The organism is Streptomyces sp. NPDC002386 (genome assembly GCF_053593175.1).
The window spans coordinates 130,455-147,084 of record NZ_JBSFBX010000011.1 but is presented as its reverse complement, the minus strand read 5'-3'; the positions used below and the strand labels follow the sequence as shown (position 1 = coordinate 147,084).

The 16,630-nt window shown below is 75.1% G+C and carries 17 protein-coding genes; 11 read left to right on the top strand and 6 right to left on the bottom strand.

What is annotated here, in order from left to right; genetic code table 11:
• Window positions 1-53: 53 nt before the first annotated feature.
• Window positions 54-2,069 (top strand): oxidoreductase, encoded by a 2,016-nt coding sequence (locus ACWCPN_RS22745; protein WP_451209024.1) that lies wholly within the window; start codon window positions 54-56, stop codon window positions 2,067-2,069.
• Window positions 2,070-2,099: 30 nt separating this feature from the next.
• On the top strand, window positions 2,100-2,681 hold the full coding sequence (locus ACWCPN_RS22740) for a PadR family transcriptional regulator (RefSeq protein WP_451209021.1): 582 nt from the start codon (window positions 2,100-2,102) through the stop codon (window positions 2,679-2,681).
• Window positions 2,682-2,728: 47 nt separating this feature from the next.
• Here the strand turns inward: ACWCPN_RS22740 and ACWCPN_RS22735 are convergent, their stop codons facing one another.
• Window positions 2,729-3,277 carry a hypothetical protein gene (locus tag ACWCPN_RS22735; RefSeq protein WP_451209018.1) on the bottom strand — a complete coding sequence of 183 codons (549 nt, stop codon included), beginning with the start codon at window positions 3,275-3,277 and terminating at the stop codon, window positions 2,729-2,731.
• 193 nt (window positions 3,278-3,470) lie between these two features.
• A complete protein-coding gene (locus ACWCPN_RS22730; RefSeq protein ID WP_451209015.1) occupies window positions 3,471-4,457 on the bottom strand; it encodes a fibronectin type III domain-containing protein in 987 nt (328 codons plus the stop codon).
• Window positions 4,458-4,717: 260 nt separating this feature from the next.
• Here ACWCPN_RS22730 and ACWCPN_RS22725 point away from each other — a divergent pair, with 260 nt between their 5' ends.
• Window positions 4,718-5,416 carry a glycoside hydrolase family 75 protein gene (locus tag ACWCPN_RS22725; protein WP_451209012.1) on the top strand — a complete coding sequence of 233 codons (699 nt, stop codon included), beginning with the start codon at window positions 4,718-4,720 and terminating at the stop codon, window positions 5,414-5,416.
• A 102-nt stretch (window positions 5,417-5,518) separates the two neighbouring features.
• Here ACWCPN_RS22725 and ACWCPN_RS22720 read toward each other — a convergent pair whose 3' ends face one another.
• The 3 genes from ACWCPN_RS22720 to dhaK are packed head-to-tail and all read right to left on the bottom strand — an operon-like array spanning window position 5,519 to window position 7,575.
• The gene (locus ACWCPN_RS22720; RefSeq protein WP_451209009.1) at window positions 5,519-5,929 is read right to left on the bottom strand and encodes a PTS-dependent dihydroxyacetone kinase phosphotransferase subunit DhaM; all 411 of its coding nucleotides are present in this window, start codon (window positions 5,927-5,929) and stop codon (window positions 5,519-5,521) included.
• Entirely contained in the window at window positions 5,922-6,536 is a 615-nt protein-coding gene (dhaL, locus tag ACWCPN_RS22715) for a dihydroxyacetone kinase subunit DhaL (RefSeq protein WP_451209006.1), read from the bottom strand. The genes ACWCPN_RS22720 and dhaL overlap by 8 nt, the downstream gene beginning before the upstream one ends.
• A 46-nt stretch (window positions 6,537-6,582) precedes the next feature.
• On the bottom strand, window positions 6,583-7,575 hold the full coding sequence (gene dhaK / locus ACWCPN_RS22710; protein ID WP_451209003.1) for a dihydroxyacetone kinase subunit DhaK: 993 nt from the start codon (window positions 7,573-7,575) through the stop codon (window positions 6,583-6,585).
• Window positions 7,576-7,851: 276 nt separating this feature from the next.
• Here dhaK and ACWCPN_RS22705 point away from each other — a divergent pair, with 276 nt between their 5' ends.
• The 6 genes from ACWCPN_RS22705 (at window position 7,852) to ACWCPN_RS22680 (ending at window position 12,789) form a co-directional block, all read left to right on the top strand.
• A complete protein-coding gene (locus tag ACWCPN_RS22705) occupies window positions 7,852-8,217 on the top strand; it encodes a DUF3040 domain-containing protein (protein WP_451208999.1) in 366 nt (121 codons plus the stop codon).
• 623 nt (window positions 8,218-8,840) lie between these two features.
• Window positions 8,841-9,062, top strand: a complete 222-nt coding sequence (locus ACWCPN_RS22700) for a hypothetical protein (protein WP_451208996.1) — start codon at window positions 8,841-8,843, stop codon at window positions 9,060-9,062.
• Window positions 9,059-10,060: a glycosyltransferase family 2 protein gene (locus ACWCPN_RS22695; RefSeq protein ID WP_451208993.1), complete on the top strand. Its 1,002-nt coding sequence runs from the start codon at window positions 9,059-9,061 to the stop codon at window positions 10,058-10,060. Before ACWCPN_RS22700 ends, ACWCPN_RS22695 begins: the two co-directional genes overlap by 4 nt.
• A 362-nt stretch (window positions 10,061-10,422) precedes the next feature.
• Complete coding sequence (locus tag ACWCPN_RS22690; protein ID WP_392293604.1) at window positions 10,423-10,842, top strand: STAS domain-containing protein; 420 nt, start codon at window positions 10,423-10,425, stop codon at window positions 10,840-10,842.
• A gap of 133 nt (window positions 10,843-10,975) precedes the next feature.
• Window positions 10,976-12,226, top strand: a complete 1,251-nt coding sequence (locus ACWCPN_RS22685; protein WP_451208989.1) for an ANTAR domain-containing protein — start codon at window positions 10,976-10,978, stop codon at window positions 12,224-12,226.
• Window positions 12,227-12,333: 107 nt separating this feature from the next.
• Window positions 12,334-12,789: an RpiB/LacA/LacB family sugar-phosphate isomerase gene (locus tag ACWCPN_RS22680; RefSeq protein ID WP_451208986.1), complete on the top strand. Its 456-nt coding sequence runs from the start codon at window positions 12,334-12,336 to the stop codon at window positions 12,787-12,789.
• Between the two features lie 82 nt (window positions 12,790-12,871).
• Here the strand turns inward: ACWCPN_RS22680 and ACWCPN_RS22675 are convergent, their stop codons facing one another.
• Window positions 12,872-13,237: a DUF6479 family protein gene (locus ACWCPN_RS22675; protein WP_199209439.1), complete on the bottom strand. Its 366-nt coding sequence runs from the start codon at window positions 13,235-13,237 to the stop codon at window positions 12,872-12,874.
• 143 nt (window positions 13,238-13,380) lie between these two features.
• Between ACWCPN_RS22675 and ACWCPN_RS22670 the strand changes: the two genes are divergently transcribed.
• Together ACWCPN_RS22670 and ACWCPN_RS22665 are read left to right on the top strand one after the other, a co-directional pair.
• Complete coding sequence (locus ACWCPN_RS22670) at window positions 13,381-13,752, top strand: ferredoxin (RefSeq protein WP_451208983.1); 372 nt, start codon at window positions 13,381-13,383, stop codon at window positions 13,750-13,752.
• A gap of 616 nt (window positions 13,753-14,368) precedes the next feature.
• Window positions 14,369-16,594 carry a protein kinase domain-containing protein gene (locus ACWCPN_RS22665; RefSeq protein ID WP_451208980.1) on the top strand — a complete coding sequence of 742 codons (2,226 nt, stop codon included), beginning with the start codon at window positions 14,369-14,371 and terminating at the stop codon, window positions 16,592-16,594.
• Window positions 16,595-16,630: the final 36 nt, after the last annotated feature.

Genomic DNA, 16,630 nt, shown 5'->3' with positions numbered 1-16,630 from the left:
GGGGGGCGCTTCCTCTACAACAAGAGGCGACCGCACCCCGCACGGAGGGCCCCATGAGCCGATACCCGCACCTGATGTCCCCGCTCGACCTGGGCTTCACCACCCTGCCCAACCGCGTGCTCATGGGTTCCATGCACGTCGGTCTGGAGGAGGCCGAGCGCGGCTTCGAGCGGATGGCGGCCTTCTACGCGGCCCGCGCCCGCGGCGGAGTGGGCCTCATCGTCACCGGCGGCATCGCGCCCAACGACGAGGGCCGGCCCTACGAGGGCGGCGCCAGGCTCACCACCGAGGAGGAGGCGGAGCAGCACCGGACCGTCACCGACGCCGTCCACCGCGAGGGCGGCCGGATCGCCATGCAGATCCTGCACTTCGGCCGGTACGCCTACCACCGGGACCTGGTGGCCCCGAGCCCGGTGCAGGCGCCCATCAGCCCCTTCGTGCCCCGCGAGCTCGACGACGCCGACATCGAGCGGACCATCGAGGACTACGCCCGCGCCGCCCGCCTCGCCCGGCGGGCCGGCTACGACGGCGTCGAGATCATGGGCTCCGAGGGCTACCTGATCAACGAGTTCATCGCGGCGCAGACCAACCACCGCACCGACCGGTGGGGCGGCTCGTACGAGAACCGGATGCGCTTCCCCGTCGAGATCGTCAAGCGGGTGCGCGAGGCCGTCGGCGAGGACTTCATCATCATCTACCGGCTGTCCATGCTGGACCTGGTCCCGGGCGGCTCCTCCCTGGAGGAGGTCGTCACCCTCGCCAAGGCGATCGAGGCCGCCGGTGCGACGATCATCAACACCGGCATCGGCTGGCACGAGGCCCGCATCCCCACCATCGCCACCTCCGTGCCGCGCGGCGCCTACACCTGGGTCACGAAGAAGCTGATGGGCGAGGTGTCCGTCCCGCTGGTGACCACCAACCGCATCAACACCCCCGAACTGGCCGAGGAGTTGCTCGCCGGCGGCTGCGCGGACATGGTGTCCGTGGCCCGGCCGATGCTCGCCGACCCGGACTTCGTCGCGAAGGCCGCCGCCGGGAAGCCGGAGGCGATCAACACCTGCATCGGCTGCAACCAGGCCTGCCTCGACCACACCTTCAGCGGGCAGATCACCTCCTGCCTGGTCAACCCGCGTGCCTGCCACGAGACCGAGCTGGTGCTGTCCCCGACCCGGCTGGCCAAGCGGGTCGCGGTCGTCGGCGCCGGACCGGCCGGACTGGCCTGCGCCGTCAGCGCCGCCGAACGCGGCCACGCCGTCACCCTGTTCGACGCCGCGAGCGAGATCGGCGGCCAGCTCAACGTGGCCCGCAAGGTCCCCGGCAAGCAGGAGTTCGACGAGACGCTGCGCTACTTCCGCCACCAGCTCGACGCGCACGGCGTCGACGTACGGCTCGGCGCCTGGGTCACCTCGGCGGACCTCGACGGCTACGACGAGGTCGTCGTCGCCACCGGCGTCACCCCGCGCGTCCCCGACATCCCCGGCGCCGACCACCCCCGCGTCGTCGGCTACCTCGACGTGCTGCGGGACGGCGCCCCGGTAGGCGAGCGGGTGGCCGTGCTCGGCGCCGGCGGCATCGGCTTCGACGTCGCCGAGTACCTCACCGACGGCGGCGACAAGGCGAGCGAGGATCCGCGCACGTACTTCCGCAACTGGGGCGTCGACATGGACTACCAGGCGCCCGGCGGCCTCACCGCCCCGCGGCGGCCCGCGCCGCCCCGTACCGTCCACCTCCTGCAGCGCAAGACCACCAAGGTCGGCGCCGGACTGGGCAAGACCACCGGCTGGATCCACCGCACCGAACTGAAGCACCGGGGCGTGACCATGGTCCCGGGCGTGCGCTACGACCGGATCGACGACGCCGGGCTGCACATCACCGTCGGCGAGGAGAGCACGGTCCTGGAGGTCGACACGGTGGTGCTGTGCACCGGCCAGGAGCCGCGCCGCGACCTGTACGAGGAGCTGGTCGCCGCGGGCCGCAGCGCCCACCTGATCGGCGGCGCCGACGTCGCGGCCGAGCTGGACGCCAAGCGGGCCATCAAGCAGGGCACCGAGCTGGCGGCGGCGCTGTAGGCCGCCGGCGCGCGTCCCTAGGATGACCCCATGTCACTCCCGCACGCCATCCTCACCGCCCTGCTGGAGAAGCCGTCCTCGGGCCTGGAGCTGACCCGCCGGTTCGACAGGTCGATCGGCTACTTCTGGTCCGCGACGCACCAGCAGATCTACCGCGAGCTGGGGAAGCTGGAGGGGGAGGGGTTCATCCGCGCGCTGCCGGCCGAGCAGCCGGTCCGCGGGCAGAAGAAGAGCTACGAGGTCCTGCCCGCGGGCCGCGCCGAACTGGCCCGCTGGACCGCCGAGTCCCAGGACCCCAGGCCGCACCGCGACGCCCTGTTCCTGCGGCTGCGGGCGGCCGCGGTCGTGGGCACGGCGGGCCTGGAGTCCGAGCTGGGACGCCATCTGGACCTGCACCGGCGGCAGTTGGCCGAGTACGAGGAGATCGAGGGGCGCGACTTCCCGCCGGGCCGGGACACCCCGGAGGACCGGCTGCGCCATCTGGTCCTGCGGGCCGGCATCGACCTGGAGACCTTCTGGACCCAGTGGCTCACCCGGGCGCTGGAGGAGTTCGCCGGACTCGCGGCCACGGGGGAGAACGGCACGGAACCGGCGGACGGCACGCCCGCCTGAGGGGCGCCGGACCGCCGGCTCGCCGCCGGACCCGCCGGGCCGCCGGCTCAGAGCCGGTACGGCTTCGAACGGCGGCGCAGGAACCAGACCGTGGCGCCCACGGCGCCCGTCACCAGGGTCGCGCCGATGCCCAGGGTGAGCGGGCCGTAGTCACGGGAGGCGCCGCCCACACCGCCCTTCACACCGCGCGACGGCGCGGGCGTGAACGTCGACGAGATCGTGGGCGCGCTGGAGGCGCTGGGCGCGGAGACGATCACGGACTGGGTGCCCGCGGTCGTGCCGTTGGAGCACATCACGACCACCGTGTACGTCCCCGGGCTCACCCCCGACCATGCCGCGGACTGGCTGACGCTGGTGCCCGAGAGGGCGACCTGCCGCCCCTGGGAGAAGCTCCCCTGGCGGCTGCTGATGAGGGAGGCGTTGCCCCAGCTGCCGTTGCTCTGGGTGCACGCGCTAGTGACGACCGAGACCGTGGAACCGATGGTGCTCACGGATATGCCGGATGCCGCGGCCGACGGTCCGGCGAGTGAGGCCGGAAGCGCGGCGGCGGCCGCCAGGGTCAGACCGGAGCGGAGGAGACGTCGGGAGTTTCGCATTGGCTGGCCCTCCGGCGGCACGGTTGGCGGTACGTCCCATGCGCCGCCGAGGGTCGGGAAACGTCCGTGCTGCCTCAACGGCAGCAAACGCGGCGCCGGACCCCGTCGCACCCGGACCGCGCCCAGTCGGGTGAGCGCTACCCCGTCCGGCGCGCCCCGGCTGGCGCTCCGCGCCCCGGCCTCCCTCCGCCCGTCAGCCGCCCGCGTTCCCGCCCGGCGTCACCGTCCGCTCGGCCGAGAATCCGCCCCAGGTGCCGTCCGGCAGCCGCGCCCCGAGCCGCACCCGGTGCGCTTCGCCCGCCTCGCGCCCGGCGAAGAAGCTGTAGTGCGCCCGGCCGCGCGGCGGATCGCCGCCCCACACCAGCGAGGTGGCCGTGGCGCCGTCCAGCTGGATCCGGTACTCGGTGATCACCCCGTCCACGGCCGGCGGATCCCACGACAGGTCGATGTAGTACGCCCCGCCGGACCGGTGGCTCGACGCGGTGAAGGCGGCGGGCGCGGTGTCCCGGCCGTCGTCGGTGCCCGGGGTGGTGACGCGGACCGGCGCGCTCGCGGGGGAGAGATTGTCGGCCGCGTCCCGGGCCCGCACGGTGAAGACGTAGCGGGTGCCCGGGCGCAGCCCGGTGACCACGGTGGCGCGCTGCCCGCCGCCCACGCTGTGGATCTTCGCGCCACCCTGCTGTATCTCGTACGACACCACGCCCCGGTCGTCGTGGGAGGCGGACCAGGACAGCTGGACCGCGCGGCTGCCCACCGCCCGCCCGGCGGGCCCGGCCGGGCGGGTCGGCGCCGAGCGGTCCGCCACCATCGCGGCCGGCGTCCGCGCCCGCACCGCCCGGCTGGGCGGCCCGAGGCGGCCGTCCGCGTCCCGGGCCCGCACGGTGAAGGCATACATGGTGGACGGCCTGAGCCTGGTGACGTCCACCATGTGCTGTGAGCCCGGCACTTCGGTGACTTTCACGTGGCCGCGGTATACCTCGTAGCCGCGGACCGGGGAGCCGCCCGCCACCGCGTTCCACATCACGTGCACGCTCGAGGCGCTGCCTGCCGCTGCCGTGACCCCCGTCGGAGCGCCCGGTGCCCGGCCGCCGTCGCCCTCGGCCGCCCCGCCCCAGCCGCAGGACACGACCAGCGCGAGAGCGGCGGAGGCCGGCAGGGACGTGAGAGGAACGCGGCGCACGGCTCTGCCTCCCCGGGGACGGCGTCACGGTAAAGGTCCGGACCAATATGGCCCCGCGGGCGCGGGCGCGGCAAGGGGGCGGTGCCGGTGGCGCCCGGGGGCGGACCGGTGCCGCCCGGGCGCTCCACGCCTTTTGGCTGCTCATCAGACGAAAGCGTCAAGGCGCTGCTCCATCAGGACCCAAAGGGGTGTCGCACTCGCCGTTGGATGACGTTTTGGGCATGGTGTCCGGAATGTTCCCTAGGAGAGGGTTCCTCAGAGTGCGTGTCCAGACGCTGACGCTGGCCGCGGCCGGTGCCGCCCTGCTCGCCCCGACCACGCCGCCCGCCGCGGCCGTCCCGACCGGGGAGAGACCACCGGCGGCACATGGCGAGGGTGCCGTGACCGCCGCCGACCTGCTGGACCGGGTACGCTCCTGCGACCGGGTCTCCCGAGGCGGATACCGCACCGACGACGCCTCGTCCGCGAGGGTCTCCGTGTGCGACACCCGAGGGGCGGTGTTCTGGAAGGCCGACCTGGACATCGACTGCGACGGGCGGCCCACCGCCCGCTGCAACCGCCTTACCGATCCGATGTTCTCGGCCGCCACCGCCTACCAGCAGTCCGACGGCCGTCATCTGAACGCCGCGTCCCTGCCCTACATCGTGCTGCCGGTCCCGAGCCGCATCTGGGACCACCGCGACTACGGCGTCCGCGGCGGCTCCGTGGCGGCCGTGATCTACCGGGACCGGGTGCAGTACGCGGTCGTCGGCGACGCCGGTCCGCGCGACATCATCGGCGAGGCCTCCTACGCCACCGCCCGCGGCCTGGGCATCCACCCCGACCCGATCAGCGGCGGTGCCGCCTCCGGCGTCACGTACATCGTCTTCAAGGACTCGCGCATCACCCCGATCGAGAGCCACCGGGCCGCGGTGAAGGCGGGCGAGCGGCTGGCCCGCCACTTCGTCGACCCCGACTGAGCGGCGGCCCCGCCGGGCCACGGAACAGGGCGGCCCGTCGCGGTGCCGTCCGCCGGCGGCGACCCGGGTGATCGACCCGCGGTACGCCGCCGGCCCCTGATCTCACTCCTTGCGGTAGTCGTACGCCTCGGTCGCCGCCGCCTCGACCGCGTCCAGGTCGGCGCCCGTCGCCGCCGTGACCACCGCGGCGACCGCGCCCTCCAGGAAGGGGGCGTCCACCAGGCGCGCGCCGTCCGGGAGTTCGTCGCCCTCGGCGAGCAGCGCCTTCACGGTGAGCACCGCGCTGCCGAGGTCCATGAGCACGGCGACACCCGCGCCCCGGTCCACGGAGGCGGCGGCGGCGGAGATCAGCTCGGCACTGGTGCCCATCCCGCCGCCCTCGGTGCCGCCCGCCGCGGCGACCGGCACCGCCGTGCCCCCGCTCGCCAGCCCCTTCGCCATCTCGGCGACGGAGGTGGCGACCTCCGCGCTGTGCGACACCAGCACGATCCCCACCAGTTTCTCGTCACTCACCGCGGGCCTCCTCGCCGGCCGCTTCCTCGAGCCCGGCGATCAGCAGGGCCGAGGACGTGGCGCCGGGGTCCTGATGGCCGATGCTGCGCTCGCCGAGGTAACTGGCCCGGCCCTTGCGGGCCTGCAGCGGGACGGTGGCCACCGCGCCCTCCTCGGCGGCCGAGCGCGCCGCGGCGAAACCGCCGCTCATCGCGTCCACCGCCGGGACCAGCGCGTCGATCATGGTCTTGTCGCCGGGGGTCGCCTTGCCGAGCGCCATCACCCCGTCCACGCCCGCCCGGAGCGCCTCGGCGAGCTGCTCCTCACTCACCTCGGCGGTGTCCCCGAGCGCCTTGCCCGTCCGGCGCAGCAGGGTGCCGTAGAGCGGTCCGGACGCCCCGCCGACCGTCGAGATCAGCAGCCGCCCGGCCAGCGTCAGCACGCCCCCGGGGGTGTCCGGCGGCTCCTTCTCCAGAGCGGTCATGACCGCCGCGAACCCGCGCTGCATGTTGCTGCCGTGGTCGGCGTCGCCGATGGCCGAGTCGAGGGCGGTGAGCCGGTCCGCCTCCCGGTCGACCGACGCCGCGGTGGCGGCCATCCAACGGCGGAAGAATTCGGCGTCGAGCACTGGATCTCCTTGCGTGGTAGGGAGGTTGGCCGCTTCGTCCGCCGCGTCACATGCCCCAGCGCAGCCCGGGGGTCTTCACCGGCGCGTCCCACAGCCGCAGCAGTTCCTCGTCGACCTGGCACAGGGTGACCGAGGCGCCCGCCATGTCGAGGGAGGTGACGTAGTTGCCGACGAGCGTGCGGGCCACCGTCACGCCCCGTTCGGTGAGCAACCGCTGCACCTCGGCGTTGAAGCCGTACAGCTCCAGCAGCGGAGTGGCACCCATGCCGTTGACCAGGACCAGCACGGGGTTGTGCGGGGGCATGTCCTCCAGGATGGCGTGCACCGCGAAGTCGGCGATCTCCCCGGAGGTCATCATCGCCCGCCGCTCCCGGCCCGGCTCGCCGTGGATGCCGATGCCCAACTCCAGTTCGCCGTCCGGCAGATCGAAGGTCGGGCTGCCCTTCGAGGGGGTCGTACAGGCGCTGAGCGCCACTCCGAAGCTGCGCGCGTTCTCGTTCACCTGGCGCCCGACGGCCTCCACCCGCTCCAGGGGCTGCCCCTCGGCCGCGGCCGCGCCCGCGATCTTCTCCACGAACAGCGTGGCGCCGGTGCCGCGCCGCCCGGCCGTGTACAGGCTGTCGGTCACCGCCACGTCGTCGTTGACCAGCACCTTCGCGACCTGGATGCCCTCGTCCTCGGCGAGTTCCGCCGCCATGTCGAAGTTGAGCACGTCACCGGTGTAGTTCTTCACGATGAACAGCACGCCGGCCCCGCTGTCGACGGCCGCCGCGGCCCGGGCCATCTGGTCCGGCACCGGAGAGGTGAACACCTCGCCGGGGCAGGCCGCCGAGAGCATGCCCGGACCGACGAAGCCGCCGTGCAGCGGCTCGTGCCCCGACCCGCCGCCCGAGATGAGCGCGACCTGCCCGGCCACGGGGGCGTCCCGGCGCACGACCACCCGGTTCTCCACGTCCACGGTCAGCTCCGGATGAGCGGCCGCCATACCCCGCAGCGCATCCGCCACGACGGTCTCGGGCACGTTGATCAGCATCCTCATGGGTGCCTCCTGGCAAGCCTGGCGGGGGGCCGTCGGCCCGGTACCCGCTGGTCATATGGGCGATGTGAGAGGGCTGGAGACCTTGCTACTGGCAGTATCGGCCCTGCGGCACGGAAGGTCACGTGCGCGCCCCGCGTGCGGCGGCGGCCGTCCCCGTCCCGCCGGGTCCCGCGGCGGCGGCCGCTTCGGGACGCCCGCAAGGGGAACTCGGCCCCCGCAAGAGCCCGGACGAGGGGGCACGCGGGCCGCCGGCCGGTGCGAGGAGGTGCCGTTTCCGTGGACGACTGGGAGACACCCGAGGACGTACGGCTCTCGTCGCGCGAGCGGCTCGCGCTGCTGCAGATCGAGGCGAACCTCCGGCAGGACCGCCGCTTCGCCCATCGCATGCACGCCGCCGCACGCCGGATGACGGGGGCCTTCGGCAGCACCCGGAGCGGACGGGGCCTCTGGCTGCCGCTCTCCGTCCTGCTGCTGCTCACCGCGTCCGCCTTCGCGGCCGTCATGGGGGTGCGCACCTCCGCACCCGCCGCCCTGTGGTGCTTCGCCCTGCTGTGGCCGCTCACCCTGGTCCAGTCCTTCCGGCTGCTGTGCCGCGTCACCCGCCGGGCCGGGGCGGGCCACCGGCTCACCCGATGGCTCTGAGCAGCCGGGCCGGGGCCCGGAGCGGGCCGGTGCCGTCCGCGCCGCCCGGAGCGCCGGGGATCTCCGCCACCTCCTGGTGACCGGACGTCAGTTCGCGGACACCGTCGGTGCCATGACCGGTGCCGCTGTCTCCTCGGCCGCGCGGGAGCCGCGGGCGGCCCGCCCTGCGCCGCGGCGCCGGGTGCCCCGCCCGGGAACCGCGCACGAGCGCCCCGGTCCGTCGAACCGCGCCCCGTCACCGGGCGGCCCGCCCCGGACATCGCCGGCCTCCCGTTCCTCGCTCCGGGGCCCGCGCGGTCACCCGCTCCCGGCACTTCCCGGGGCGGGGTGACCGTCCTGAGTCGCGCGATCACGCGTCGTTCCGGAGAATGAGGATCCGAGTGCGAAGCCACCTGGCCCGGGAACGCCCGGCCAGGGCCGTCCAGCCAGCGGCGGCCGACGAGGGCGGTCCTCCGGATCAGTGGGGACCGGGCCCCCTTCCGTCTTCCATCGCAGTCCCGCTCGACGAGCCGGCGACCAGGCCGGCCGGGCCGCGCCCACGCGCCGAACGCCCGCTCTCCGGAGCGTTTTGGCGCTCCCGCGAGCCCGGCGACGCGGATGACGCGGACTAAGGACGAGCCTCCATGACTGGTGAGACCCTCGCGGTTCCCTCGTGCCGTGCCGTCGTGACCGGTGGCGCCGGCTTCCCGGACCTGGGTTCCCGTGCGTGCGAACGGCTGCCGGACACGGCTGCCGCGGCCGACCGCTCCGGCGACCCGCCGCGCGGGCGGCGGCAGAAGGCCGGCCGTCCGGGGGGCGGGCCCGGGTTCCGCTCCGCCGCCCACCGCGGAAAGGCCTTCGCATGAGCGCCGCTCCCGCCTACACCGTCGTCGTCCCGACGATCGGCCGCGCCTGTCTCGCCGAGTGCCTGCGCGCGCTGGCCGCGGCCCACGGACACCCGCCGCACGAGGTGATCGTCGTCGACGACCGGCCCGCCACCGCCGACCCCGACACCGGCCTGCCGCTGGAGGCGGCCGGTCAACTGCTCGACCGGGTACGGGCTCTGCACACCGGCGGCAAGGGCCTGGCCGCGGCCCGCAACGCCGGGTGGCGGACCGTCCGTACGCCCTGGACCGTTTTCCTCGACGACGACGTCCAGGTGCTGCCGGACTGGTCCCGCGGACTCGCCGACGACCTCCGGGCGGCCGGTGAGCACGTCGGCGGCATCCAGGGACGGCTGCGCGTACGCATGCCCCTGGACCGCCGGCACACCGGCCCGGAGCGCGTCGTCAGGGGCCTGGAGAACGCGGCCTGGACCACCGCGGACATGGCCTACCGGACCGCCGCGCTCATTCAGGTCGGCGGCTTCGACGAGCGCTTCCCGCGGGCCTTCCGGGAGGACGCCGACCTCGCCCGGCGCATGGTGCGGGCGGGCTGGACCCTGCACCGCGGCTCCCGTCTCACCCGCCATCCGGTCCGCCCATCCCAGTGGTGGGCCTCGTTGCCCGCGCAGCGCGGCAACGAGATCCTGACGGTCCGGCTGCGCGGACCCGACCGGTGGGGCCGCGCACAGGCCGCCCGGGGACGGCTGCCGGGCCATGTCGCGGTGACCGGCGCCGCGCTCGCGTCCGCCGTCTGCGCGCTCACCGGCCGCCGCCGTGCCGCCGCGGTCTGCGCGGCGCTGTGGACGCTGGGCACGGCCGAGTTCGCCCTGGCCCGGATCCGGACCGGCCCGCGCACCGCCCGCGAGATGGCCGGGATGCTGGGCACCAGCGTGCTCATACCCCCGCTCGCGGTACGGCACTGGCTGCGCGGGGCCGTCCGCCACCGGGGCGCGGTACCCCTGGGAGGCGCCACCGCGTGAGCACGGCCCGGCCGCCGGTCGTCGTCATTTGTTCGACCGCGCTCCGCGAAGCCTCGTCCCGGGCCCTGGCCGCCGGCCCTAGCAGTCCTGTTCGACCGCGCTGCGCGAAGTCCCGGCCCGAGTCCGATCCTGCCCGGCGTCGACGCGACGGTCCCGGGGCTCGGGGGCATGGACACCCGGTGGGGCACCCGGACGGCCGTACCGGACACGCACGGTGCCGCCGGAACCGGAGCGCCGTCCGCCAGGGCGGCGACACGCCCAGGGACGCGTCGTTGCTTCGGGCACCCTGGGGCGGCACAGTGGTCCCCTCCCCGGTCAAGAAGCGGCTGGCCGAGCCCTCCCTCCCAGGAAGTGCCCCGCCCATGGAAAAAGGCCAGCTTCCCGCTGCCCCGCTGCTGCTCCGAGCCGTACGGGAGAGCCGCCCCGAGTCCGGCCGGATCACCCTTCTCAAGGCCCGCGGAACGGTGGACGCGTCCAACGCCACGGAGTTCTCCGAGGCCCTGGCGGAGCATCTGCGCCAGTCCGACCGGGCCGGCGAACACCTCGTACTGGACATGACCGAGGTGTACCTGGCCAGTGCCGTGGCGGTGCGCTCGCTGGACCGGGCCACCGGCGGGCTCGCCCGGTCCGGCCGCTGCCTGCCGATCGTGCAGCCCCGCCCCCATGTGCGCGAGGCGCTGCGGCTCGCCGGTCTGCCGGGCGTCCGGGTGCACGCCAGCACGGCGTCCGCGCTGGACTCCCTTCCCGCGGACGAGCCCGCGCGGCCCGGCGGCCCCCACTGACGCGAATCGCCGGCCTGGATCCCGCGCGGTGCGGTTGAGGGCCGGGCACCGAGCGTGCAAGGTGGTGGTCCAAGGTCAGGAAGAGGCCTTTGCGGATATTCGAGGCTTTGTGACGTCCTGGTGTGGTGATGCCGTGAAATCCTCCTCCGCCCGCCCGGGCGCACCGGCCCCTCTCGTCATCGAGTCGTCCCTGGTGGAGGGGCTGCCCGCCGAGGGCGCCCTGCTCCTGCGCATGTCCGGCAGTCTGAGCCCGGACGGGGCCGAGGTCTGGTCGGACGAGCTGCGCGGCCACCTGGAGGAGGCCGACCGCGCCGGACTGCGGCCGGTTCTCGACATGGCCCATGTGCAACTCGGCGGCGCCGCGGTCCTGCACGCGCTGAGCGAGACCACCCGGGGCCGCGCCGGACGCCCCGATCTGATCATCATCCGGGCCCGCCCCGGCGTACGCGAGGCCGTGCACCTCGCCCGCCTGAACGGCGTACTCCTGTACGCCACCCTCGACGAGGCGCTGCGGGAGCTGGCGCGGGCCACGGTCCCGGCGGAGGACCTGCCGGCCTGGCGCTCGCAGATGGCCGACCTGTGGCGTCCGTCGTACGAGGACCTGCACAAGGAGGTCCGGGCCCTGCGGGCCCGGGTGCGCACCGCACCGGTGATCGGCATGGCGCAGGGCACGCTGATGGCCCGCTACGGCCTGCCCGACTCCGGCAGCGCCTTCCGGGTGCTGCGCGAGGCCTCCCAGCGGTTCAACGTGCCGCTGCGTGTGCTGGTGTCCGCCGTCGTGGTGGCCCGGCCCCCGGACGGCGAGGTGTGGTTCCCCGGCCGCCGCTCCCTGCCCGTGCCGCAGTTGCGGATCCTGGCCCGGGAAGGCCGGGACCCGCGCTGCCGGCGCCAGATGATCGACGCGGTGCTCCACGAGGCACTGGCCGTCGGCCGGGCCACCGCCGGGTACGTGCAGTTCGTGGACCCGGCGGTGAACGCCCTCACCCTGGAGACCCACTACGGTTGTGACGAAAGGTTTCTGGACCACCTCGTCCGGGGCCAGGACGAGGGCACGGCCGACGCGGTCGCCCGGGTCCGGGGCAGCCGGGTGAGCGTGCCCGACGTGGCGGTGGAGCCGCTGCTGTCCGACGAGACCAGGCGCGCCCTGCTGGCCACGGACACCCGCGCCCTGCACAGCGTGCCCGTCGTCTCCGCCGCCGGGTCCTGCACCGGCGTGATCACCCTGCACTGGCCCGGGACGGGCCACCTGCCGGCCGGCGACCGGAGCGAGGCCCTCGACGTGCTCGCCGCCGACACGGCCGCCTGGCTGAGCTGGTACCACCGCTCGGTGCTGCTGGACGCGCTGGAGCACCTGCACAGGCTCCTGACCCGCCGCGCGCCGTGAAAGACGCGCCGTGAAAGGGCGGCGGAGTGTCTCCGGGGCCGCCGGCCGCCCGGGCGGGGACTTGTCGGGGCGCGAGCCGTCGGCCGGCAGCCGCTAGGCTCCGGAGCATGCGGATCTCCGTCTCCTCCGACATGGACGAACCCGTGGCCCGGTACCTCGTCGAGGAACTGCGCCGGCGCGGCCACGAGGTGCGCGAGCACGGCGCCCTGCGCCCGGGTGCCGACCCGCGGTGGGCGGTCTGCTCCGAGGCCGCCGCCCGGGACGTCGCCGACGGCGCGGCCGATCAGGCGGTGGTGTGCTGCTGGACCGGCACCGGCGCCTCCATCGCGGCGAACAAGGTGCCGGGCGTCCGCGCGGCCCTGTGCACGGACGCCGCGACGGCGGAGGGGGCGCGGCGCTGGAACGACGCCAACGTCCTGGCGCTCGGACTGCGGCTCACCTCGGCGCCGGTGCTGCGGGAGATCCTCGACGCGTGGTTCGCGGCCGAGCCCAGCCAGGACCCCGAGGACCTGCGCAACGTGGCCCGCGTCGGCCGCCTGGACGCCACCGGGAAGGATGCCTAGCGGCGCGCGGCGGCCCGGCGCGGGCCGGATACGCGCGGCCTCCGTCGGGAACGGGTGCCGGGTCGTGGCCGGGGTCCGGCGGTCAGTGGGCGCCCAGCCCTCCGCCGCCGAAGGAGCCGCTCGACCCCTTGCTCCAGCGCGGGCGCTCCTTCGAGTCGCTGGGCCTGGAGTCGAGGTTGGACAGCTCGTACGGGGTGAGCGGGCGGCCGCCCTTGGGAGTGACGGGAACCTCCTGGGACTCCCTGTTCTCCCGGATCTCGTGCACCGCGCCCTCCGGTGGCAGCTGCGGCTGTTCCTCGGGGCGCGGCCGGGGAGGCTCGCGGTATTTCTCCCGGGAGTTCATCCAGAAGCCGCCGGCGAGCAGCGCCAGCACGGCCACGGCTATGACGAAGAACAGGAGACCCATCAGGCCGCTTGCCGCGGCCAGCTGCATCTGTGCGGTACTCATAGCTCAGGAATACCCCACCCAGAATAGGACGAACCGGACATCTTGCGTGGCCGTCCGTCACGGTCGGCCACCCCTCTCGGGTTGCGGCACCCCCGGTCGCGGCCCACGCGTTTGCGCCGCCCCGGCAGGGCTACCCGCCGGGTGTGACCTCGCCGACGCAGCAGCAGCTCTACCGGTTCCTGGAGGACCGGTTCACGTGCGCCCAGGCGTGCGCGGAGTGCGCCAGGGCCTGTGCGGTGCGCGCCAGCCTCCTGGACCCGGACGGCACCGAGCAGCAGGAGCGCGTACGGCGGCTGGGGATCATGTGCGCCGAGGTGTGCGACGCGACGTGCCGCACCCTCTCCGAGCAGAACGGTCAGGACGAGGACGGGATCAGGGTGCAGCTGGAGTGGTGCCGCTCGGTCTGCCTGGAGTGCGCCCACGCCTTCGACGAGCACCCCGGCGCCGAGTCCGCCGCGGCGGTGTGCCGCGCCTGCGCCGTGGCGTGCACGGACTTCACGGTGGCGCTCGACTGAGTCCGGTCCGCGGCCCCTCACGGCATCACCGCGAGCCACCGGCGAACACCGGAGCACCTGGGCCTCGTCGGCGAGCCCGGCGTGAGCGTCCTGGAACCCGACGTCGCGCTGCGGGAGTTCACGGCGAAGGGATGACGGCCTCGCGCGTCCCGCGCGGGGCGGCATGGGCAGGCGCCGGCGGTGGGAGACCCGGCACGCCGGGTGGGCGAGCGCCCTCTCCGCCCGTCGGCGCAGCCCCTGCTCGTCCCGGCGCGCGAGGCGCGACGGCGGCGGGTGGCGCAGCCGGTGTACGCCGTCCCGCTCCCGTACGCCGACGAGGTGTACGGAGCACCGCCCCCGTACACGCCGTCGACGCCGGGCGGCCCGGGTGCGGCGGTGCCCTGCCGCACCGCGTTCCCGCAGGCCGGCGTGGGTGGACCCGGCCCAAACACCGCGCACGGAGCGGAGCGGGGCCCGGTCCGGCAGGCCCGCCGGCACCGTTCAGAACCGGACGACAGGCGGCCATACTGGACGAGCAGGGGGGTATGTCACGGACCGGGACGGGTTCCACGCGGCCGTGCCGTCGTGACGACGTCCCCCGGGGGCGGGCGCACAGCGACGGGGGCGACGGCGCGCGATGGGGGAGAACAGGCTGATCCAGGGCCGTTACCGGCTGCTCGAACCGGTCGGGCGGGGCGGCATGGGCGAGGTGTGGCGGGCCCGCGACGAGTCGCTCGGCCGGCAGGTCGCGGTGAAGTGTCTCAGACCGCCCGCCCCGGAGCACGACGCGTCCTTCACCCGCGTCCTGCGGGAACGGTTCCGCCGGGAGGCGAGAGTGGCCGCGGCGCTCTCCCACCGGGGCGTGACCGTCGTCCACGACTTCGGCGAGGACGACGGAGACCTCTACCTCGTCATGGAGCTGCTCGACGGACGCGACCTGAGCCGGCTCCTGGAGGACAACAAGGGCCATCCACTGCCCGTCGAGGAGGTGCTCGCGGTCGCGGAACAGGTGGCCGCCGCCCTCGCCCACACCCACCGGCAGGGTGTCGTGCACCGCGACCTGAAGCCCGCGAACATCGTGCGGCTGACCGACGGCACGGTGAAGATCTGCGACTTCGGCATAGCCCGCCTCGGCCGGGACATCGGCTTCACCGCCCGGCTGACCGGCACCGGCGCCGCGATGGGCACCCCGCACTACATGTCCCCCGAGCAGATCGGCGGTTCGGAGGTGGACCAGCGCAGCGACCTCTACTCGCTGGGCTGCGTGCTGTACGAGATCGCCACCGGGGCACCGCCGTTCGACCTGGACGACGCCTGGGGGATCCTCATCGGCCACCGCGACACCCCGCCCCGCCCGCCCCGCGGGCACCGGCCCGAACTCCCCGCCCGCCTGGAGCGGATCATCCTCGACCTGCTGGCCAAACGGCCCGAGGAACGTCCCCGGGACGCGGCCGAGCTGGCCCACCGGCTGGCCTCGCTGCGCACGGCACCGGGACACCCTCAGACGGTCGTGGCCGAGCGGCCCCGGACCGGCCGGGCGGCCGTGCGCGACCGGCGCCCGCCGTCCTGGACCCGTGACCTGGCCACCGGCCACAAGGCGGTCGGCGCCGTGCCGGGCCCCGTCCCGCAGGACCCCGGCGCCGCGCTCACCGTCGCCTGGACCGCCCGCCGCGACGTCACGGGTGCCGAGGCGGTCGCGGTGCCGGCCCGGCCGGCACCGGACCACGTGGCCGCGCTCGCCGCCCGGCACCACGAGGGCCTGGCCGTGGCGCGGAGCGGCCGCTGGGCCGAGGCGCGCGAGATCCACCTGGCCGTGGCCGCCGAACGGGCGGCCCTGCTCGGCCCCGGCCACCCCGACACCCTCAGCAGCCGCTACGAGGCCGCCTTCGCCCTCGGCCGCACCGGACGGCCCGCCGACGCGCTGCGCGCCTACGCGGACGTCGCCGACGCCAGGGAACGCGTCCTCGGCCCCGACCACCCCGGAACCCTCGCAGCCCGACAGGAAACGGCCTACGTCCTGGGGCAGTTGGGCCGCCATTTCGAGGCGCACCAGGGTTACACCGCGGTACTGGCCGCCCGGACCCGGGTCATGGGCCCCGACCATCCGGACACCCTGCGCTGCCGCCACAACCTCGCCGTCACCCTCGGCCGGCTCGGCCGCCCGGGGGAGGCGTACCGGACGGCCCTCGACGTCGCCGCCGCCCGCGCCCGCGTGCTCGGTGCCGACCACCCCGACACCCTGGTCAGCCGCTTCGAAGTCGCCCACGCGCTGGGCCAGTCGGGCCGCTGGGAGGAGGCGCTGGACACCTACCGCGAGGTCGCGGCGGCGCGCGCCCGCACCCTCGGCACCGACCACCCGGACACCCTCGCCGCCCGCCACGAGACCTGCATCTGCCTGGGCCGCCTCGGCCGCGGCGCGGACGCCCTCCTCCTCTATCGCGCCCTGGTCGCGGACCGCACCCGCGTCCAGGGCCCCGCCAACCCCGAGACGCTGCGCGCCCGCCACGGCCTCGGCGTCAACCTCGGCCGCCTCGGCCGCTGGGAGGAGGCGCTCGCCGAGGCCCGCGACGTGTGCGCCCGGCGCGCCGGTGCCCTCGGCCCCGACCACCCGGACACCCTCGTCAGCCGTCGCGAGGTCGCGGTCGCCCTGGGCTGGCTGGGCCGCTGGACGGACGCGCTCACCGAGTACCGCAGGGTCGCCGCCGCGCGCGAAGGCGTCCTCGGCCCCGCCCACCCCGACACCCTCGCCGGCCGCCACGACGAGGCCCACTGCCTGCAACAACTGGGCCACGACGCCGAGGCCGCCGAGCTCTACCGCCGGGTCGCGGCCCTGAGCCGGCGGCAGGCGTCCGGCGGCCACTGAGTCCACGCCGTCCGCGCACGCCTCTGGCCCCTCTTG